This window comes from Streptosporangium sp. NPDC087985 (assembly GCF_044741965.1).
Taxonomy (GTDB): Bacteria; Actinomycetota; Actinomycetes; order Streptosporangiales; family Streptosporangiaceae; genus Streptosporangium.
Genome location: NZ_JBIUTQ010000001.1, coordinates 21,907 through 41,187 on the forward strand (window position 1 = coordinate 21,907; position 19,281 = coordinate 41,187).

Consider the following 19,281-nt stretch of genomic DNA (forward strand, 5'->3'; position numbering starts at 1 on the left):
GAACCCCCTGCCCTGCCCGGAAGGGAAGTATGTCCTTTTTGACCACAATTTGAGGGTCGGTGATCGCCGGAACAACGGACTGTGCGCACAGAAGCTTGACCTGCGCCTCTCAGCGCGTCGCGCGACCACATAGCCCATTCATCCGACAACCGTTACTAACCTGTGACACGCGAGAGCGATGAACAGGAGATGTTAGAAAGATGGCAGCTAAACAGGCTGGTCAGAGCGTCGCAACGAGCTTGGCGCTGACGCTGGGGTCGGCCGTGCTGTGGGGTCTGGCCCACCTGTGGGTGGGCCGGCGCGTGACAGGCGCCCTCCTGATGGGGATCTACGTGATCCTCGTCGCGGCCACCGTGACCGCCCTGTTCAAGGCCCAGCCGGAGCTGCTCTCCCTGGCCGTGCAGCCAGGCTGGCTGTGGACCCTCGCACTGTGCGCGCTCCTGTTCGCCGCCGCCACCGTCACCGTGGCCATCCGGTCCTACCAGCTGGTCCGGCCCGAGGCCCTGTCCCGTCCGGCCCGCTACCTCTCCGCCCTCGCGGTCGGCCTGCTGTGCGCGCTGATAATCGCCCCGATGGCCTACGTGGCCCGTCTGGCGCTCGTCTCCAAGCACGTGGTCACCTCCGTGTTCGCCAGGGAGACCATCCCGATCCCGGTGGATCCGTGGCGGGGCCGCGAACGGGTGAACATCCTGCTGCTCGGCGCCGACGCGGCACCCGCCAGGCCCGGCGTGCGCACCGACAGCATGACCGTCGCCAGCATCGACACCAGGACGGGCGACACCGTCCTGTTCGGCCTGCCCAGGAACCTGGAACACGTCCCGATGCCCGTCGGCCCGGCCCGCGACCGCTTCCCCTACGGTTTCGGAGGCGAGCCGCCCTACACCCCGGGCCTCCTCAACGAGGTCTTCCAGTACGCCGAGGACTACCCCGACATGGTCCCGGGCGTCCCCACGGGTCACCGCGGCCCGACCCTGCTCAAGAGGACGGTCAGCGACATCACCGGACTCAACATCACCAACTACGTGATGCTCGACATGGGCGGCTTCGCCAACATCATCGATGCGATGGGCGGGGTGAAGGTCACCGTCAAGGAGCCCATCGTGTACGGCAGGCAGAACGAGGGCCTGATCAGTGCGGGCACCCGCAGGCTGTCCGGCTCGGAGGCGCTCTGGTTCGGCAGGTCCCGTACCGACAGCGACGACTACGTCCGCATGGGCCGGCAGAAGTGCCTGCTGAACGCCGTCGCCAAGCAGGCCGATCCGGTGACGGTGCTGAGGAGCTTCGAGAAGCTGGCCGACGCCACGATGCGCGCGGTCTCCACCGACATCCCGCAGGCGCTGCTGCCGAACCTGATCGACCTGTCCGACAAGGTGAAGAACGCCGAGATCAGGAGCTTCCAGTTCATCCCCCCGCTGATCAACACCGCCAACCCCGACTACAGCCTGATCAGACGTAAGATCAGCACCATCCTGGCGGCCCCGGCCGCCACCCCCTCCACACTTGCCGGGCCCAGCCTCGCCAAGGGCGTCCGCAGGCACCCGGGGCACGGCGCCGTCATCCTCGACTCCGTCTGCAGATAACGCCTGTCTGGGTTCACCCCGATTCTCGGCTCCGCCTGCGGCTGACCCGCCGTCCCGGGCCCACCACGATTCCCGCGGGCGCCTGCCCGCGGGCTCGGCGGCGCCGGGCTGCGACCGGTGCCGGACCCCGCACGTAAGAACACGGAGCGGTAACGATGAGCCTTTACCCCTAATCCCTACTTGACCGGTAGGCAAGCTTGGTTCTTATATACACATAGCCGACTTATTAAGTAGGGATTAGGGAGTGGCTATGAACGCTCGCGGGGTTCGCGGGGTGGTGGCCGCACTGGCCGCACTGGCGCTCACGACCTTGGCGACCGCCTGCGGGGGCACGGAGCCGGCGGGAGCCGCGGCCTCCGCCGGCGGTGGGGGCAGGCTCGCGGAGGTCCGGCTCGGATACTTCCCCAACATCACGCACTCCACCGCGCTGGTCGGCATCGAGAAGGGCCTGTTCGCCAAGCACCTCGGCAGCACCAAGCTCACGACCAGCTCCTTCAACGCCGGCCCCGCCGCGATCGAGGCGATCTTCTCCGGCGCGATCGACGCCACCTACATCGGCCCCAACCCGGCCATCAACGCCTGGGCCAAGTCCAAGGGCAAGGCGATCAAGATCATTGCCGGCTCGGCCTCCGGGGGCGTCTACCTGGTCGTCAAGCCCGGGATCAACGGCCCCGAGGACCTCAGGGGCAAGAAGATCGCCACGCCGCAGCTCGGCAACACCCAGGACGTGGCCCTGCGCTACTGGCTGCAGGAGAAGGGCCTGAAGGCCGACACCAAGGGCGGCGGCGACGTCAACATCATCCCGCAGGAGAACTCCCAGACCCTGCAGACCTTCGCCACCGGCGACATCGACGGCGCCTGGGTGCCCGAGCCGTTCGCCAGCCGCCTGGTCCAGGAGAGCGGGGGCAAGATCCTCGTCGACGAGCGCGACCTCTGGCCGGACAGGCAGTTCGTGATCACTCACCTGATCGTCCGCCAGGAGTTCGCCGCCCAGCATCCCGAGACGGTCAGGCAGCTCCTCGAAGGACACGTCGAGGCCAACGCCGCGATCAACAACGACCCGGCCGACGCCGCCACGACCGTCAACAGCGCGCTGGAGAAGCTGACCGGCAAGCCGCTCAAGCAGGAAGTCCTGGACAGCGTCTTCAAGAACATCACCTTCACCAACGACCCGATCGCCTCCTCCCTGACCGGCAGCGCGGACCACGCGATCAAGGTCGGTCTGCTGCAGCCCGTCGACCTGAACGGCATCTACGACCTCGTCCCCCTCAACGAGATCCTCAAGGCCAGGGGCGAGACCGCGGTCGCCGACAGATAACCCCACCGCTCCGTCTCCGGTTGGAGGACAAGTGACAGCTCCGCTCAGGGAGCGGACGGCCGGCCGGACCGAGGGTGGCGAGCCCGCGGTCCGGCTGGACGGCGTCTCCAAGATCTACGGCCAGGGTGGGCACAGCCTCCTGGCACTCGACAACGTTTCGCTCTCCGTCGAGCCGGGCGAGTTCGTCTGCCTCCTCGGCGCCTCCGGCTGCGGCAAGAGCACGCTGCTCTCCCTGGTCGCCGGACTCGACAACCCCACGGCCGGCCGGATCGGCGCCGAGGGCCGCAAGATCGCCATGATGTTCCAGGAGCCCGCGCTGTTCCCCTGGCTCACCGTCTCGGCCAACGTCGAGATGGCGCTGCGGGTCCAGGGCGTGGCCAGGCGCGAACGCCAGGCCCGGGCCAGGGAGTTCCTGGACATCGTCCACCTGGGCGGCTTCGGCGACAGACGCCCGCACGAGCTGTCCGGCGGCATGCGCCAGCGGGTCTCCCTGGCCCGCGCGCTCGCCCAGGACGCGGACGTGCTGCTGATGGACGAGCCGTTCGGCGCGCTGGACGCGATGACCCGCGACCTGCTCCACGACGAGCTGGAGCGGATCTGGCGGGAGCGCGGGCTCAGCGTGCTGTTCGTCACCCACAACGTCCGCGAGGCCGTACGGCTGGGCGACCGGGTGGTCCTGCTCAGCAGCCGCCCCGGCCGGGTCGTCGAGGACTTCGCGGTCGCCCTCGACCGGCCCCGCCGTACCGACTCGGCGGAGGTCGCCGAGCTCGCCGGCGCCATCACCACCCGGCTGCGCGAGGAGGTCATGCGCCATGGCCGCTGACCAGGTGACCACGGACACCCACGCCCGGCAGCTCGCCGGGCTCGACGCGCTGGAGCTGGGCGGCGGCACGCGCCGCGGAATCGCCCCCCGGATCTGGGGCCGTATCTGGCCGATGGCCCTGGCGGTCGGCATGGTGCTGGCGATCTGGCAGGGCGTGGTGTGGGCCGGTTTCTGGCCGGACTACGTCTTCGCCGGGCCTGCCGACGTCGTCCCGGTCCTCGCCGGACGTCTGACCAGCGGCGAGTACTGGGAGGCCATCGGTGTGACGATGCGCCGCGCGGTCACCGGCTTCGCCGTCTCGGTGCTGCTCGGGCTGGTCCTCGGCGCCGTGGTGTCCCGGATCCGGGTACTGCGGGCCGCCTTCGGCTCACTGATCACGGGCCTGCAGACCATGCCGTCGATCGCCTGGTTCCCACTGGCCATCCTGCTGTTCGGGCTGACGGAGAGTGCGATCACCTTCGTGGTCATCCTCGGCGCCGCGCCCTCCATCGCGAACGGCCTGATCGCCGGGGTGGACTACACGCCGCCGATCCTGCTGCGCGCCGGACACGTGCTCGGCTTCCGCCGCCTCCAGCTCTACCGTCACGTGATCCTGCCGGCGTCGCTCCCGTCGTTCCTCGCCGGGCTCAAGCAGGGGTGGGCCTTCGCCTGGCGCTCACTGATGGCGGGCGAGCTGGTGGTCATCATCGCCCACCAGTCCTCGCTGGGCGAGCGGCTGTTCTTCGACCGGGAGCTCGCGGACTCGGCCGGCCTGCTCTCCACCATGATCGTGATTCTCATCATCGGCATCGGGGTGGACCTGCTGTTCGAGACGGCCGACAACTCCCTGCGCCGCCGCTGGGGCCTCCGGCAGGTGCGCGACTGACAGTGACGATGCAGGTGAGTGCCCCCGGCGGGGCCTGACCCGGCTGCCGACCGACCGTGAGCCGGCATGCGGATCTCCGCCAGAACCCGGTACCGTGCTGCGGGCCGTCACCGAACGTGACATGATAATCACCTTCAGATGTTGCAATGGTTTTCATAACCAGATTGGATCGTCGTTGTGAGGGTGGCATTCGTCGGTAAGGGCGGCAGCGGGAAGACGACCCTGTCGGCGCTGTTCGCGAGATACACCGCACACCGGGGCGGGCCGGTGGTCGCGATTGACGCCGACATCAACCAGCACCTGGGCATGGCCCTGGGCGTGGAAGAGGACGCGCTGCCCCGGCCGATGGGCGCGCACCTGACCGAGATCAAGGAATACCTGCGGGGCGACAACCCGCGCATCTCCTCGGCCGCGGCGATGGTCAAGACCACCCCGCCGGGCCGCGGCTCGCGGCTGCTGCACCTGGAGGAGCCCGACGACCCCATCCACACCGGGTTCGCCACCACCACGCCGGACGGGCCGAAGCTGATGGTCACCGGCCCGTTCAGCGAGGACGACCTGGGGGTGGCCTGCTACCACTCCAAGGTCGGCGCGGTGGAGCTGTATCTCAACCACCTGGTCGACCGGGCGGGGGAGTACGTGGTGGTGGACATGACCGCCGGAGCCGACTCCTTCGCCTCGGGGCTGTTCACCCGGTTCGATCTGACGTTCCTGGTGGCCGAGCCGACCCGGCAGGGGGTCGGGGTCTACCGGCAGTACCGCGACTACGCGGCCGACTACGACGTGCCGGTGGCGGTGGTCGGCAACAAGGTGCACGGCCCGGAGGATGTGGACTTCCTGCGCGAGCACGTCGGCGACGACCTGCTGGTGTGCCTGGAGCACTCGGCGGCGATCCGGGCGATGGAGCAGGGGCGCCGGTTCAGCCTGCGGGATCTGGAACCGGTCAACTCCGAGGCTCTGGGCATGCTCCTGAAGCACCTGGACGCCCAGGAGAAGGACTGGTCGCGGTCCGGCCGCCAGGCCGTGCAGTTCCACCTCAAGAACGCCAAGGCCTGGGCGAACAGGGCCACCGGCGAGGATCTCGCCGCCCAGATCGACCCCGAGTTCGTCTTCGGGCCCACACGAGTGTCGCTCCCCGGCTAGATGGAGCGGCCACCGGACCCGACCTAGTGTCTGAACGATCCCCTTCTGAGAGGAGAACGCAGCATGTCGCTGACCGTTTCGAAAGATCTTCTCGATCAGGCGAGAGCCGGTGAGGTGGATGACGCGGCATTCGTCACCTGCGTCCGTGAATCCCTGCCGTATGCCTGGTCGGTGATCACCGAGCTGGTCGAGCAGCGTGACCGCACCGGCGCCGAGTTCGCCGACAACACCGTTCCCCCGCCGGATGAGGCCGCCCGCGGCCAGCTCCTGCGCTGCCTCGCCAGCGACTCCATGCGTGGCGCCCTGGAGCGCCACTTCGGAGTGAGACTCGCCTTCCAGAACTGCCACCGGGTCGCGGTCTTCGACCCCTCCGCCACCAAGGCCCACGCCGAGTTCGTCACGGCCCGATCCCAGATCCTCAACCAGACGCCCGAGCTCGTCGACTGCTAGAACCGGACCCGGGGTAGCACCTCCGCCCCGAGCCGCCTGATGTTCGCGAGGGTGCGGGCCTGGTCGCCCGCGCCCTCGACCATGAGGATCAGGTGCCGCAGCCCGGTGACCTGCGCGGTCCGCACGATCTTCTCGACGCAGTGGCCGGGCGAGCCGACCGGGTGTGTGTCACAGAGAAAATCCACATATCCGGAAATATCGCGCTGCGGCCGGGCCCGACCGTCCACCGGCAGATATCCCGCGAGCCCCGGCTCCAGCCACCGCGGCATGGACTCCCGGAGCTCCCGTACGGCCTGCGCCGTCGAGTCGGCCACGTGTCCCACGACCGCCGCCACATGCCCGGGACGGTCTCCTCCGGCCGCCTCCCGGTGGTCCCGGCCCTCCCGCTCACCGGCCGGCGCCTGCCGTTCGGCCGCCTCCCGGTAGTCCCGGAGCAGGGCGGCCTTCTCCTCGTCCCCGATGTGCATGCCCAGTAGCATCGGCAGGCCCCGCTCGGCGGCGAGGGTGACGGTCTGCGGCGAGGTGCACGCCACGACCGGCCGGAGCCTGGCGGCCGGGACCATCGGCACCTCCCTGAACCGGAAGAACTCCCCGTCCGCCGCGACCGTGTCCCCCGCCAGCGCGGCGCACAGCAGATCCAGCGACTCGGGGAAACCACGCTCGAACCTCGGCAGCCCCGTCCCGAACACCTCCAGGTCCACCCACGGGCCGCCCCTGCCCACTCCGAGCGTGAACCGCCCGCCTGAGACCTGGTCGAGGATCGCCGCCTGCTCCGCCAGATCGACCGGATGCCGGGTGGACAGCACGCTCACCGCCGTCCCGACCCGGATCCTGGAGGTACGGCCCAGCGCCACCCCGGCCAGCGTCACCGCCGACGGGCACACGCCGTACGACATGAAGTGGTGCTCGGCGATCCAGGCGTCGTCGAACCCCGCCTCCTCGGCGGCCACGACCGCCTCCACCGTGTCCCGCAGCACCTCCCCCGCACTCCGCCCCGGAAATCCCGCCGCAACCAGAAAGACACCGATACGCATAGTCAGTACTTTGAAACGGCGCGCGTGAGCGGGATAGGTCAGATCACCGTTCCAGCCGGACGGCGCTTCATCCGAATAGTCCGAGCTGGCCTTCGCCCGCGAGGGGGTTGCGGTGTCTCTTGAGGTGGCGCCAGCGGGGCAGGTCGTCCAGGTAGGACCAGGACAGGCGGTGGTGCTCGGTCGGTCCGAGGGAGGCCAGGGCCGCCTGGTGGACCGGGGAGGGGTAGCCCGCGTTGTCAGCGAAGCCGTACTCCTCGAAGCCGAGTGAGGCCATGTAGGCGTCCCGGCGGACCTTGGCGATCACCGAGGCCGCGGCCACGGAGACACAGGACAGGTCGCCCTTGATCTCGCACCGGACCGGCCACGGCGTGCCCAGGTAGTCGTGCTTGCCGTCGAGGATGACCGCGTCGGGCCGGATCGGGAGGTCCGCGAGCGCCCGGCGGGCCGCCCGGCGCAGGGCCTCGGTCATGCCGAGCGCGTCGATCTCCTCGTGCGACGCCTCGCCGTACCCGATCCCGGCCGCCCAGCCGGTGATCTCGGCCACCATGCCGGTACGGCGGGCGGGGCTGAGCATCTTGGAGTCGGTCAGCCCGGCGGGCGGCTCCGACAGGTCCGTGACGACCGCGCAGACCGCCACCGGCCCGGCCCAGGCGCCCCGGCCGACCTCGTCGACCCCGGCCACCAACTTCGTCCCGCCGGCCGACAGCAGTCGCTCAAGCGCATAGGAGGGAGGCACGCCCCGACGTTACCGGGCAGCGAGCTCGACCGCCGCCAGGTCGGCGGCGAGGAGGCGGGCGGCCACGTGGATGGCGCGCAGGGTGACGGACACGGCGGGGCGGTGGACGCTGGAGGCGCGGGCGACCGCGTGGACCTCGCGGCCGACCGGGGCGCCGGGAAACTCGCGGACGGCGATGCCGCGGACCCCGGAGGCCAGGGCCAGGGCGGGGACGACCGCGATGCCGATGCCCTTGGCGACCAGGCCGATTATGGTGCTCAGCCCCTCGAACTCCCACGGCACCGGCTGGACACCGCCGACGTCGGCCAGCAGGCGGTCCATGGCCAGCCGGGAGGGCTCACCGTCCGGGGTGGCCATCCACGGCTCGTCACGGAGCTCACGCAGGTCCACGGGCTCGTCCGGGGAGGCGAGCCGGTGCTTGCGCGGCACCACGAGCACCAGCCGGTCGTGCAGCAACGGGAAGATCCGCAGCGTGTCGGACGGGTGGGCCCGGCCGTACCAGTCGTCCACCAGGGCGATGTCCACCTCGCCCGACTGGACCTCACGCATCCCGCGCCCGGAACGCCCCTGCCCCATCCGCAGGGTCAGCGCGGTGTGGCGGCGCAGCGTCCGGGCCAGCGCGGGCGCGAAGGCCACCGCGGCGGTCGGGAAGGCGGTGACGGTGACCCGGCCCGAGGGGGTCGCCGCCTGCGCGGACAGGTCGGACTCGGCGGTCTCGACCATGGCCAGGATGCGCTCGGCGTGCTCGACCAGGCGGCGACCGGCGTCGGTCAGCTCGGCGCTGCGGGCGGTCCGGTCGAGCAGTACGGCCCCGGCTTCCCGCTCCAGTGCCGCCAGCTGCTGGGAGACCGCCGAAGGGCTGTAGCCGAGGGAGAGGGCGGTGGCCGCGATGCTCCCCCGGCGGGCGAATTCGCAGATCAGCATCAAACGCCGCAAATCGAGCATCGGATTTCCTTACGCCTACCCACAACAACCGAAGCTTGTCCTGATGCCTGCATAACAGCACGATGGGGAACGTTCCGCAACAAGCGATAGGACTTCCCCATGAACGTGATGCTCTCCGCCACCCTGGCGACCAACGAGGAGATCGAGCGAAGACGGCGCGCCGGTGAGCGCGTGCTGCACCTGGCCTTCGGGGAGGCCGGTCTGCCCGTTCATCCGGCGCTGCGCGAACGGCTGGTCGCCGCGTCCGGACACAACGGGTACGGGCCGGTCGCCGGGGCGGCCGTGCTGCGGGAGGCGGCGGCCGGGTACTGGCACCGGCGGGGCCTGCCCACCGACCCCGAGCTCGTGGTCTGCGGCCCCGGAAGCAAGTCCCTGCTCTACGGCCTGCTGCTCGCGATCGGCGGCGACATCGTGCTGCCGATGCCGAGCTGGGTCAGCTACGCCGCCCAGGCCGAGCTGGTCGGGGCGCGCCCCCTGCTCATCCCGGCGCCCCCCGGCGAGGGAGGGGTGCCGGACCCCGATCGGGTCGTCTCCGCGGTCCTGTCCGCGCGCGCCCAGGGACGCGAGGTGCGCTCCCTGCTGGTCACGCTGCCCGACAACCCCACCGGCACGCTGGCCTCGGCGGACACGGTCAGGCGGATCACCGAGGTCGCCCGCGAGCTGGACCTCATGATCATCTCCGATGAGATCTACCGCGATCTCGTCCACGACACCACCGCGGACTTCCTCAGCCCGGCCGACCTGGCCCCCGAGCGCACCGTGATCACCAGCGGACTCAGCAAGAGCCTCGCGCTCGGCGGCTGGCGGATCGGCGTCGCCCGGCTCCCGTCCGTGGAGCTGCGCGACCGGCTGCTCGCCGTGGCCAGCGAGATCTGGTCCAGCCCGGCGGCGCCGGTCCAGCAGGCGGCTGCCTACGCCTACACCGAGCCCGCCGAGCTCGTCGAGCGGATCGACGAGAGCCGGCGGCTGCACGGCACGGTGGCGCGGGCCGTACACGAGAGGTTCGTCCGGGCGGGCGTGCGGGTGGACGCGCCGCAGGGCGGCTTCTACCTCTACCCCGATTTCACCGGACTGGCTTTCGCGACCTCCACCGAACTGACCGCGGCCCTGCTCGACCGGCACGGTGTCGGCGTGCTTCCCGGCCACGCCTTCGGCGACGATCCCCGGGCCCTCCGGGTGCGGGTGGCGACCAGCCTCCTGTACGGCGAGACCGCCGAGCGACGGCTGGCCGCGCTGTGCGCTCCCGACCCTCTCGAACTACCCTGGATCGCCGCCTCGCTGGACCACCTGAGTGAGGCTCTGACCAGCCTCGGAACGGCGCGGCGGGCACCCGGCCGGCGCATGGACTTCCCCCTCGTCCCGGCCCCGACGGGAGGGTGATCTCGGGCGGATACCACTTGGGGGAAAATTTACCTTGAGGCCGACACCGCCTCAGACAGCGTCTACCTGTCTGACCTGGCCTTTTACCCTCCATAGATCGAAGTGGCAGGTATTTTCCCGGATGCTCACCAAGATGTCCCGTGTCATTTGGCACTCGGCATCCTGGTGAGCCCTCATCATGTGCTCATGCCCGCTTTTGTCACCCTGTCCGGGCGCTCCGTGCGCCTGGAACCGCTCAGCCTCGCGGCCGTCGACGACCTCGTCGCCGCGGCGAGTGAAGACCGTTCTACATACGCCTTCACTCGCGTTCCCCAAGGCCGGGGCGAGATGGTCTCCTACGTGGAGGCCACTCTGGCTGAGCAGGCGGAGGGCCGCACGATGCCCTTCGCCATCCGGTGGCTGCACACCGACCGTGTCGTCGGTGCCACCCGTCTCATGAACCTGGAGTACTGGCAGGGCCCCATGCCCTGGCCTCCGGGTGCACGTAGTGCGGTGGGCGAGGTCCCGTCCGTGGCGGACATCGGTTACACCTGGCTGGCCGCTTCGGCCCAGGGCACAGGTGTCAACCGCGAGAGCAAGTATCTGATGCTCTCCCACGCCTTCGAGACCTGGCAGGTCCACCGCATAACGCTCAAGGCCGACGTACGGAACGTACGATCCCGGGCCGCCATCGAGGCCCTCGGCGCACACCTCGACGGTGTGCGACGGGCTGAGACCCGAGGCGCCGACGACACGGTCCGAGATACCGCCTACTACTCGATCCTGAGTTCCGAGTGGCCGCTGGTCCGAGAACGGATACACGCGCGGCTCGGTCTGTTCGAGGCCGCGTAGAAGCACCCCTGTCACTTCAACGACTTCATGGGAAGAAGGAACGTCAGGCCCGCCCGGAGCTCCGGGCGGGCCTGACGTTCATCCGGCGACCGTCTTATCCGTGTCACCCGTCCTGCTCGTCGCCGTCGTCGGCCTCGTAGATGTAGTCCCACGTGCCGCACAGCACTTACAGCGCCTTTATCAGTGCCTGCAATCTGCTGACATGTCGGGCATGACAGCCCCCGTATGGCGCCATGCCCGACCTCCCAAGCATCCCGCTTCCGGCTCAACGCCCGATTGATGACCAATCAACGCTTCGGTCAACGAGCCGGTGACCATCTATGGAGTGAGCAACGGAGGAACTATTATTTGGTCATAAAACTTTCCATTAAGGTGGAGATCAGAGAAATGGCTGTTCAGGGCAGCGAAAACGGGCTGCGCTTTGCCGTGCTCGGCCCTGTCCAGGCCTGGCGTGACGGTGCGGAAATCGATCTGGGCACCCCGCTGCAACGTTCCATTCTGGCGATGCTGCTCCTGCGCGAAGGCCGGGCGGTGACTCCGGCCGAGATGATCGACGCCATCTGGGGGGAGGACGCCCCACCCCGTGCGCTCGGTGCGCTGCGCACCTATGTCTCCCGGCTGCGGACCGTGCTGGAGCCCAGCAGATCCCCTCGCACCCGGCCCGAGCTGCTCACCTCGGTGGGCCGCGGCTACGCGCTGCGCCTGAACGGCGGCACCCTCGACCTGGCCCTCTTCGATCGGGGTGTCCAGGAGGCCGAGGTCGCCCGCCGCGCCGGGAACCTCGCCGAGGCGGCGGAGAGCCTGCGCGCGAGCCTGACGCTGTGCACCGGCGAGCCGCTGGCCGGTGCCGTCGGTCCCTACGCCGAGCATCAGCGCGACCGGCTCGTCGAGCGCCGTGTGAGCGTGCTCGAAACCCTGATGGACCTGGACCTGGAGCTGGGGCGGCACGCCGACGTCGTCTCCGAACTGATCGTGCTGACCGCCGACCACCCGCTCCGCGAACGGCTCCGCGCCCAGCTGATGCTGGCCTACTACCGGTGCGGACGGCAGGCGGACGCGCTGGCGGCCTTCGCCGACACCCGCACCGTGCTGATCGAAGAGCTCGGCATCGAGCCGGGCCCCGGCCTGACCACCCTGCACCAGCGCATCCTCGCCGGCGATCCCGGCCTCACCCTCGCCCCCGTCTCCGGTGTCGATCCGGTACGGCTCGCATCCGCCGACGCTCCCGACCCCCCGGCCCGGGAGACGGAGCCCACCGAACCCGCCGCCTCCGAACTGCCGCGCCCGGCGCAACTCCCCGCCGCCGTGAACGATTTCACCGGTCGCCGCCAGCTCACCGCCCGCCTGTGCACCCTGCTGACCGCCCAGGGCGGCGCCGACGGCGTGCCGGTGGCCGCCATCTCGGGCATAGGCGGTGTCGGCAAGACAGCGCTCGCGGTGCACGTCGCCCACACCTTGCATGGCCTGTTCCCCGATGGCCAGCTCTACGCCGACCTGCGCGGATACGGCGAGGAGCCGACCGCGCCCGAGTCCGTGCTGGCGGCGTTCCTCCGCGCACTCGGCCTCCCCCCGGACGTCATCCCGGACGGCCTGGCCGAGCGGTCGGCGCTGTTCCGCTCGCTGCTGGCCGACCGGCGGATGCTCGTGCTGCTCGACAACGCCAGGGACGCCGCACAGGTCGGCCAGCTGCTGCCCGGCTCAACCGGCTGCGCGGCGATCGTTACCAGCCGCGGCAAGCTCGCCGACCTGGCCGCGGCACGGCTGGTCGACCTGGACGTCATGGAGCCGGACGAGGCGCTGACCCTGTTCGGCACGGTCGCCGGTGCCGAGCGGGTGGCCGCGGAACGCGCCGCCGCCATGGACGCCGTCGCCGCCTGCGGCTTCCTGCCGCTCGCGGTGCGGATCGTGGCCGCGCGACTGGCCGCCCGGCCCTCCTGGACGGTCGCCTCGCTGGTGCCCCGGCTGGCCGACGAGCGCCGCCGCCTGGACGAGATGCGGGTGGGCAACCTCGCGGTGGAGGCGACCTTCGCCCTCGGTTACGGCCAGCTCAGCCCCGCACAGGCCCGGGCGTTCCGGCTGCTCTCCCTGCCCGGCGGCCCGAGCATCTCGACCGGGGCCGCCTCCGCGCTGCTCGCGCTGGACCCGATGGACACCGAGGACATTCTGGAGTCCCTCGTGGACGCCAGCCTGCTGGAGGCTCCCGCCCCCGGCCGCTACCGCTTCCACGACCTGCTCAAGCTCTTCGCCCGCCGTACCGCGGAACGGGCCGAGGAGGACACGCGGCGGCGGACCGGGAGCGGAGGCGCGGACACCGCCGGGGAGGGGACTCTCGCGCTGCGCCGGCTGCTCGACTTCTACCTGGCCTCGGCGCGGTCGGCGCACCGGCTTGCCTACGAGGGCAGCACGGTCGCCGACCAGCTCGTGGTGACCGCACCGGGTCGCTCCTTCATCTCCGCCGACGAGGCCGTGACCTGGCTGTCGGCCGAGGCCGAGTCGCTGTTCGCGTCGATCGTCCAGGCCACCGGCGCCGAGGACGCCGAGAGTCTGCTGCCCGGCGCCAATCTGCTGCTCGCCATGGAACCGCTGCTGGAGTCGGGTAGCCACGCCCGCGAGTTCGACCAGCGGAGCCGGGAGGTGCTGGCCGCCGCCCGGCGAGCCGGCGCCACCTCCAGCGAGCTGCGCTGCCGCTATGTGCTCGGCCGGGTGCTGTTCGGCGCCAACCGGCTGGCCGAGGCGGAGGAAGAGTTCCGGGCGTCGCTGGATCTGGCAGCCGGAGGCGACCGGATCGTCGTCGGCGAGGCGATGAACGCGCTGGCCGTCGTCGCCGGGCGCCGCCGCCGCCACGCGGAGGCGCTGGCCTGGTTCGACTCGGCACGCAAGGAGTTCAGGGAGGTCGGCGCGCGGGGCGGCGAGGCGCTGACGCTCAGCTACTCCGCCCGTGACCACCTGTTCCTGGGCCAGCCGGAGCAGGCGACCGCCGCCGCCGAGCAGGGGCTGGCCATCTTCATCGAGATCGGCTCCAGCGCGGGCACCGCCCGGGCCCGCTACCACCTGGGCATGATCCTTTCGCGGGTCGGGCGGCTCAACGAGGCGGTCCACCACCACGCGGAGTGCCTGGCCTTCTTCCGGGCCAGCAGGCAGCGGGTGTGGGAGCAGCGGGTCTGTTCCCGGCTGGCCGAGACGTTCATCACCGCCGGCCGGTTCTCCGACGCGACCCGCCACGCGGAGCAGGCCCTGACGGTCAGCCGGGAGATCGGCCATCCGTACGGCGAGGCACTGTCCCTGTGGGTGCTAGGCAGGGCTCTCATCGGCCTCGGCGACACCGGTCGCAGTCACGACTGTTTTGAGCGCGCCCATGACATCTTCGTCAGGCTCGGCGCGCCCGAGGCCGCTGACCTGCGCGCCCTGCTCGACCGTGACCACGTCGGCAACTGACCCGAGCCCGTCGTACAGGTCATCGTCGAGGCGTGTCATCCAGAAGTGGTTGATCACTGGGATTCCCATCGGTCTGAGCCTGGAAGTCGGACGTGGAGTGCCCGGCCGGCCGTCGGGCCATCGGGGGACGCGTAGGGGGCCCGGTTATCCGGTGCGTCACCCGATGGCCGACCGCCTCACGTTGACGGCCGGCCGGACTCGACACGGTCCCTTTCCCCGGGTCCCGTGCCCACAGTCAGAGCCTGCCCCTCCACGCTCAACGTCCGATCAACAACCGATCGGCGGAGATATCCACAGCCTGTGGACAATCACCCTGTGGATATGTGGAAAAACCCTTCGGCGATCAGCGGCCGGAGCCCTTCGAGGGCCTTTATCCGCAGGTCATCGGGGTCTTCTCCGGTAAGCTCCGCGACCGCGGCGAGCAGCGGGTCCAGTGGATAGTCGCCGTCGCAGACTCCCGCGAGAGCCGCCTCCACGGTCCCCACCTGTGCACTGCGGCGCAGCCCTCTGGTCTGCCTGAGCACGATCCTCGCCGGGTCCTCGGCACCGGGCGGCCCGATCCGCTCCTCCAGCACGCCGTCCGCCAGCGCGAGCCGGGCGCCCAGCAGCTCCGCGTCGGTCAGCCGGTGTGCCTCGGCGATCGAGCCGAGCACCTCGTCCACATATCCGCCGACCGGGAGCTCCACTCGCTGGCCGAACTCCTCCACCCGGACGACGGGGTCGAGACTGCCTGAGTCGTGCAGGGTGATCCAGCCGAAGCCGACCCCGGTGACGTTCATGGACGCGAACCAGCCGAGCCAGTCGTCGTAGAGCTCGCGATACCTGGGGGTGCCCTGTTCCGCGGCGTCCCTCAGCCACAGCTCCACGTACTCGGCCGGGTCCTGCACGTCCCGCTGCACCACCCAGCCGTCACAGCCGGTCCCGGTCAGCCATCCGCCCACCCGGTCCCGCCAGTCCTCGCCGCCGACGTGCAGCCAGTTGGCCAGGAGCTGGCAGGTGCCTCCGGGGGCGAGAGAGCGCGGAGCCAGCCGTACCAGGTCACGGCAGAAGCCGTCGGCCTCGAATCCGGACTCCCGGTAGGTGAACCGGCCGCCGGGAGAGATCACGAACGGCGGGTTGGAGACGATCAGGTCGAAGCGGTCGCCGGCGACGGGGTCGAACAGGGAGCCCTGCCGGGCGTCCACCCCATGAATGCCGGACAGCGCCCAGCTCAACCGGGCCAGTTCCAGCGCGCGGGGATTGACATCGGTGGCGACGATCTCGCGGGCCCGGCCGGCCAGGTGCAGCACCTGGACCCCGCACCCGGTACCGAGGTCGAGAGCGCGCTCCACCGGGCGGCGGGACACCAGCTGGGCCAGGTTCGCCGAGGCCCCGCCGGCACCGACGACGTGGTCCTCGCGGAGGGCGGGGTCGCCCGGCCTGACCTTGCGGTCGGAGACGACGTAGCCGCCCGTCTCCCAGGGCTGCAGGTGGACCGTGGAGGTGATCTGGCCGCCCTCGACGGTCACCAGACCGGCGGCGGCCAGATCGGCCGCCGGGAGACCGGCGGGCGCGGTCACCGGAACGCCGAGCCACCACAGCCGGATGAGCGTGGCGAGGAGGTCTCCGTCGCGGGTGGCACGCAGGGCGGGCACCGTTTCCTCGCGCGAGAGAGCGGTGGCGGCGACCTCGCCGAGGCGCTCGCGGACACCGTCGATGGTGTAGCCGGCGTCGAGCAGCAGTTCTCTGAGCCGGTCAGGCAGATCGTTCACCGGCCCATCCTCGCATCAGAGGCCCCACACCCTCTTGACACAGAGGGTGACGAGGCTGCCACAGAGCGGAGCAAGCGTTCTGCAAGTGGACCTCAAGCGCGGCACGGTATCTGTGGGGAGCCGTCCCATCCGCTCCAAAGGATCTGCGATGTTGATCCCCTGCTTTGGCTGTGAGTCCCGTTTCTGCCCTGACGAGTATTTCTGTGCCTGTCATGACTACAACCGGGGGACGGATCTGGTGGCCTGGACCTGTCCCCAGTGCGGCAACCGGGACGAGCTCCGGGTTTTCCCCGGAGAGCTGGGGTTCGGCTACTCCCGGCACGGCAGGCTGGACATCTGTGACCGGGTGCGCGTGCCCGGCCTGCGGCGCCGCCGTCAGGACCTGCGGCTGGACATCTCCCTGGACGAGAAGGTCTGGCGGGTCCTCACCCGGTTGCCGGGACTGGCGGGCACGCGCTGAGACCGCTCCGGCCCGGAAGCCCCCGCGACCCGGGCCGGAGCCCTCAGAGATCTTCCCGGCGGCCGTGCGTGCGCACCACCGGGATCAGGCGGGCTGCTGGCGCAGGCTCTGCCAGGCGGCCTCGCGGAGGGCCGCTATCTCCTCCTCGGTGGGCTGATGTGCCCCCGCGAACCACAGGCGGCACATCTCGGTGGCCGGGCCCAGCCAGAGCACGTAACACATGGTCGGGTGGACGGGCTGGAGCAGGCCGTCCTTCATGTGGGGCCGCCACCAGTCGGAGACCTGCCTGAAGAACGCCCGGCGCGCCTCCGACACCTCGGCGCCGCCTGGCTCGTCGCGCTTGGGCGGCCGTTCGCTGATCAGCAGGTGGGCCCGCTCGCGGTTCTCCCCACTCCACGCCATGTGCAGCGCGACGATGGCCTCGATGCCCTCTCTCGCACCCTCGTGACGCCGCAGCTCGGCGAGGAAGGCGTCCTGGTACATCTGGAGGGTTTCGGCATAGAGAACGCCGAAGACATGTTCCTTGCTGGCGAAGTGGTGGTAGAAACTACCGACGCTGACATCGCTCTCTTCGCGGAGACTGGCCAGCGTGGTGGCCGAGACACCGTCCTGGCTGAAACGGCGCAGGGCGCCCTCGACGATCCGGGTACGGCCGTCGCGTCCGTTCTTGGCACTCTTCACAGGCCAATGGTGAGGCAACAGAACCTTGTTCCGCAAATAGTATGGCGGCAGGTCGGGGCGGTCTCGACGCCGTCGCCGGGCAGGCCGGGCGCTGCGGTGCGCGAGGGCGGCGCCGGAAGCCGGGCCCGGGGCACCCCCTACTCCGGCGGACGTCACGGCCGGAGGACAGGGCGGTGCTCCCGGTGCCTACCCTTAAGGCGTGTACCGGTTTCTTCTGACTCGCCGATGGATGGCGCTCCACGTCGTGGTGCTGCTGGTCATCCCCGCCTTCGTGTTCCTTGGCCGATGGCAGTTCGGACGGTTCGACGAGCGGTCCACCAGCAGCCATCAGACCACCGCCAACCTGGAAGCCGCCCCGGTGCCCGTGGAGAGCCTGACCACGCCCGGCGGCGGCGTGCGCACGCAGGACAAATACCGCTCCGTGACGGCGACGGGGACGTTCGACACGGCCCACCAGCTCCTGGTCCGCCGCCGTACCCAGCAGAGCGCGCTCGGCTTCTACGTGCTCACCCCGCTGAACACCGGCGACGGCAAGGGGGTGCTGGTGAACCGGGGGTGGGTCAAGGCGGGCGCCACGGCCGACACCCTCCCCGAGGTCCCCGCGCCGAGCACGGGTGAGGTGACCGTCACCGGCCGGATACGTCCCAGCGAGACCGAGGAGTCCTCGGGCATCCAGAACCGGGCCGGCCTTCCCCCGGGCCAGGTCCTGCTGATCAACACCGAGGCGATCGGGCAGGGCCTGCCGTACCCGCTCCTCGGCGGATACGTGGAGCTGACCTCGCAGTCGCCCGAGGCCGCCGCCGCGCCCGCGCCGGTGCCCGAGCCGGACGTCGGCGCGGGCGGCGGGCTCAACCTGGCGTACGGCGTGCAGTGGTGGCTGTTCATCGGGATCGCGATCGGCGGCTGGGTGCTGCTGATCCGCAGGGAGGCCGCCGACCTCAGGGCCGCGGAGGCCGGGAAGAAGGACACCCAGCCGGCCGACGTCTGAGCTGAGACGCGACCGCCGGTCGGCGGTGGTCCGTCATGCGGCCTCGCCGGAGAACCCGTCTCGGCAGGAGCGGTGCCGGGGCAACGGGGGAAGGCGACCCTAGCCCAGGACCTGGCTCGCGAGCCAGCCGACGCCCGCTGCGGCGAACGCGGCGAGAAACGCCAGGCCGATCGACATCAGGCAGCCCTGCCCGCCGGTCAGCCTCTCCCGTGGCACGGGCCGTCTGTCGGTCCTGTGCCAGAGCGGACGGGGTTCGAGCAGCAGGAACACGAGCGCGCCGACCTGCCCCACGGTGAACAGCCAGAACCACGCCCACCGGTTGCCCAGCCGGGGCACCGAACCGAGCATGATCAGAAAGGCGAGCCACCAGGCGATGCCGACCACCGGGACACCACCGAGGTTGTACGTCTCGAACGGCCAGTCGGGGAAGATTCCCCTGCTGGCCCTACCGTCGTCCATCCAGTTCACCCGGTCCGGGGGGATCCCGGAGATCTCCCTCCGCAACTCCTCGACGGTGTAGGGCCGCATCCCGTCACTGGTCGACACTGTCCGGATCTCATGCCAGGCCAGCGGGCCCTCGGACCAGCACAGGTAGTGGAGCTCCTCGCCCTGCGCGCGGTACTCGACGCTGGAGACCCGGTCGGCGGCCACGGCGGCATGGAACTCGGCCATCGTCCGCGTGGAGGGGGTGGATCTCAGCGCGACGATCAGGGCGCCCGAGAGCAGGATCAGCAGCAGCACGGCGCGGACGACGAGCCCGGCGATCCGCCAGCCGTCACGCACCTCGACCGGGTTGAAGGTCACCCTCTCTTTACTACCTCTTTATCCTCCCTCGCGGGGGAACGTCCGCCATGGCCGTGG

Annotated in this window: 17 protein-coding genes; 11 read left to right on the top strand and 6 right to left on the bottom strand. The window is 70.4% G+C overall.

The genetic code is table 11. From position 1 onward, the window contains the following. Positions 1–200: 200 nt before the first annotated feature. The 6 genes from ACIN94_RS00120 (at position 201) to ACIN94_RS00145 (ending at position 6,179) form a co-directional block, all read left to right on the top strand. The gene (locus ACIN94_RS00120) at positions 201–1,580 is read left to right on the top strand and encodes an LCP family protein (protein WP_400697405.1); all 1,380 of its coding nucleotides are present in this window, start codon (positions 201–203) and stop codon (positions 1,578–1,580) included. Between the two features lie 250 nt (positions 1,581–1,830). Next, on the top strand, positions 1,831–2,898 hold the full coding sequence (locus ACIN94_RS00125; protein WP_400697408.1) for an ABC transporter substrate-binding protein: 1,068 nt from the start codon (positions 1,831–1,833) through the stop codon (positions 2,896–2,898). A 31-nt stretch (positions 2,899–2,929) separates the two neighbouring features. After that, complete coding sequence (locus ACIN94_RS00130; RefSeq protein WP_400697410.1) at positions 2,930–3,721, top strand: ABC transporter ATP-binding protein; 792 nt, start codon at positions 2,930–2,932, stop codon at positions 3,719–3,721. Next, positions 3,711–4,586: an ABC transporter permease gene (locus tag ACIN94_RS00135; protein WP_400697412.1), complete on the top strand. Its 876-nt coding sequence runs from the start codon at positions 3,711–3,713 to the stop codon at positions 4,584–4,586. The genes ACIN94_RS00130 and ACIN94_RS00135 overlap by 11 nt, the downstream gene beginning before the upstream one ends. A gap of 177 nt (positions 4,587–4,763) precedes the next feature. Next, positions 4,764–5,729, top strand: a complete 966-nt coding sequence (locus tag ACIN94_RS00140; RefSeq protein WP_400697414.1) for an ATP-binding protein — start codon at positions 4,764–4,766, stop codon at positions 5,727–5,729. 63 nt (positions 5,730–5,792) lie between these two features. Further along, complete coding sequence (locus ACIN94_RS00145; protein ID WP_400697416.1) at positions 5,793–6,179, top strand: SCO5389 family protein; 387 nt, start codon at positions 5,793–5,795, stop codon at positions 6,177–6,179. On the opposite strand, the gene ACIN94_RS00150 is transcribed toward ACIN94_RS00145, so the two are convergent. From ACIN94_RS00150 to ACIN94_RS00160, 3 genes are all read right to left on the bottom strand, one after another. Further along, a complete protein-coding gene (locus tag ACIN94_RS00150) occupies positions 6,176–7,213 on the bottom strand; it encodes an LLM class flavin-dependent oxidoreductase (protein WP_400697418.1) in 1,038 nt (345 codons plus the stop codon). The two genes, ACIN94_RS00145 and ACIN94_RS00150, sit on opposite strands and share 4 nt — an antisense overlap. Positions 7,214–7,280: 67 nt before the next feature. Further along, entirely contained in the window at positions 7,281–7,949 is a 669-nt protein-coding gene (locus ACIN94_RS00155) for a ribonuclease HII (protein ID WP_400697420.1), read from the bottom strand. Between the two features lie 9 nt (positions 7,950–7,958). Continuing rightward, positions 7,959–8,894 (bottom strand): LysR family transcriptional regulator, encoded by a 936-nt coding sequence (locus ACIN94_RS00160; protein ID WP_400697423.1) that lies wholly within the window; start codon positions 8,892–8,894, stop codon positions 7,959–7,961. 99 nt (positions 8,895–8,993) lie between these two features. Here ACIN94_RS00160 and ACIN94_RS00165 point away from each other — a divergent pair, with 99 nt between their 5' ends. The 3 genes from ACIN94_RS00165 to ACIN94_RS00175 all read left to right on the top strand — a co-directional run bounded on the left by ACIN94_RS00165 (position 8,994) and on the right by ACIN94_RS00175 (position 14,540). Next, entirely contained in the window at positions 8,994–10,274 is a 1,281-nt protein-coding gene (locus tag ACIN94_RS00165; RefSeq protein WP_400697426.1) for a pyridoxal phosphate-dependent aminotransferase, read from the top strand. A 186-nt stretch (positions 10,275–10,460) separates the two neighbouring features. After that, positions 10,461–11,105 carry a GNAT family N-acetyltransferase gene (locus tag ACIN94_RS00170; RefSeq protein WP_400697428.1) on the top strand — a complete coding sequence of 215 codons (645 nt, stop codon included), beginning with the start codon at positions 10,461–10,463 and terminating at the stop codon, positions 11,103–11,105. A gap of 387 nt (positions 11,106–11,492) precedes the next feature. Further along, the gene (locus tag ACIN94_RS00175) at positions 11,493–14,540 is read left to right on the top strand and encodes an AfsR/SARP family transcriptional regulator (protein ID WP_400697430.1); all 3,048 of its coding nucleotides are present in this window, start codon (positions 11,493–11,495) and stop codon (positions 14,538–14,540) included. Positions 14,541–14,848: 308 nt separating this feature from the next. On the opposite strand, the gene ACIN94_RS00180 is transcribed toward ACIN94_RS00175, so the two are convergent. Further along, a complete protein-coding gene (locus ACIN94_RS00180) occupies positions 14,849–16,291 on the bottom strand; it encodes a methyltransferase (RefSeq protein ID WP_400697433.1) in 1,443 nt (480 codons plus the stop codon). Positions 16,292–16,439: 148 nt separating this feature from the next. Between ACIN94_RS00180 and ACIN94_RS00185 the strand changes: the two genes are divergently transcribed. Continuing rightward, positions 16,440–16,751: a hypothetical protein gene (locus tag ACIN94_RS00185; protein ID WP_400697435.1), complete on the top strand. Its 312-nt coding sequence runs from the start codon at positions 16,440–16,442 to the stop codon at positions 16,749–16,751. Between the two features lie 84 nt (positions 16,752–16,835). Here ACIN94_RS00185 and ACIN94_RS00190 read toward each other — a convergent pair whose 3' ends face one another. Further along, positions 16,836–17,432, bottom strand: coding sequence for a TetR/AcrR family transcriptional regulator (locus ACIN94_RS00190; protein ID WP_400697438.1), 597 nt, complete (start codon positions 17,430–17,432; stop codon positions 16,836–16,838). Positions 17,433–17,631: 199 nt separating this feature from the next. Here ACIN94_RS00190 and ACIN94_RS00195 point away from each other — a divergent pair, with 199 nt between their 5' ends. Continuing rightward, positions 17,632–18,420: an SURF1 family protein gene (locus tag ACIN94_RS00195; protein WP_400697440.1), complete on the top strand. Its 789-nt coding sequence runs from the start codon at positions 17,632–17,634 to the stop codon at positions 18,418–18,420. A 99-nt stretch (positions 18,421–18,519) separates the two neighbouring features. Here ACIN94_RS00195 and ACIN94_RS00200 read toward each other — a convergent pair whose 3' ends face one another. Next, on the bottom strand, positions 18,520–19,224 hold the full coding sequence (locus ACIN94_RS00200) for a hypothetical protein (protein ID WP_400697442.1): 705 nt from the start codon (positions 19,222–19,224) through the stop codon (positions 18,520–18,522). Positions 19,225–19,281 lie beyond the last annotated feature (57 nt).

What these genes read in the sequence shown, in the direction of transcription:
- ACIN94_RS00160 (WP_400697423.1), bottom strand. Translation starts at nt 8,894, where the DNA reads ATGCTCGATTTGCGGCGTTTGATGCTGATCTGCGAATTCGCCCGCCGG.
- ACIN94_RS00175 (WP_400697430.1), top strand. Translation starts at nt 11,493, where the DNA reads ATGGCTGTTCAGGGCAGCGAAAACGGGCTGCGCTTTGCCGTGCTCGGC.
- ACIN94_RS00125 (WP_400697408.1), top strand. Translation starts at nt 1,831, where the DNA reads ATGAACGCTCGCGGGGTTCGCGGGGTGGTGGCCGCACTGGCCGCACTG.
- ACIN94_RS00165 (WP_400697426.1), top strand. Translation starts at nt 8,994, where the DNA reads ATGAACGTGATGCTCTCCGCCACCCTGGCGACCAACGAGGAGATCGAG.
- ACIN94_RS00135 (WP_400697412.1), top strand. Translation starts at nt 3,711, where the DNA reads ATGGCCGCTGACCAGGTGACCACGGACACCCACGCCCGGCAGCTCGCC.
- ACIN94_RS00185 (WP_400697435.1), top strand. Translation starts at nt 16,440, where the DNA reads ATGTTGATCCCCTGCTTTGGCTGTGAGTCCCGTTTCTGCCCTGACGAG.
- ACIN94_RS00145 (WP_400697416.1), top strand. Translation starts at nt 5,793, where the DNA reads ATGTCGCTGACCGTTTCGAAAGATCTTCTCGATCAGGCGAGAGCCGGT.
- ACIN94_RS00170 (WP_400697428.1), top strand. Translation starts at nt 10,461, where the DNA reads ATGCCCGCTTTTGTCACCCTGTCCGGGCGCTCCGTGCGCCTGGAACCG.
- ACIN94_RS00150 (WP_400697418.1), bottom strand. Translation starts at nt 7,213, where the DNA reads ATGCGTATCGGTGTCTTTCTGGTTGCGGCGGGATTTCCGGGGCGGAGT.
- ACIN94_RS00120 (WP_400697405.1), top strand. Translation starts at nt 201, where the DNA reads ATGGCAGCTAAACAGGCTGGTCAGAGCGTCGCAACGAGCTTGGCGCTG.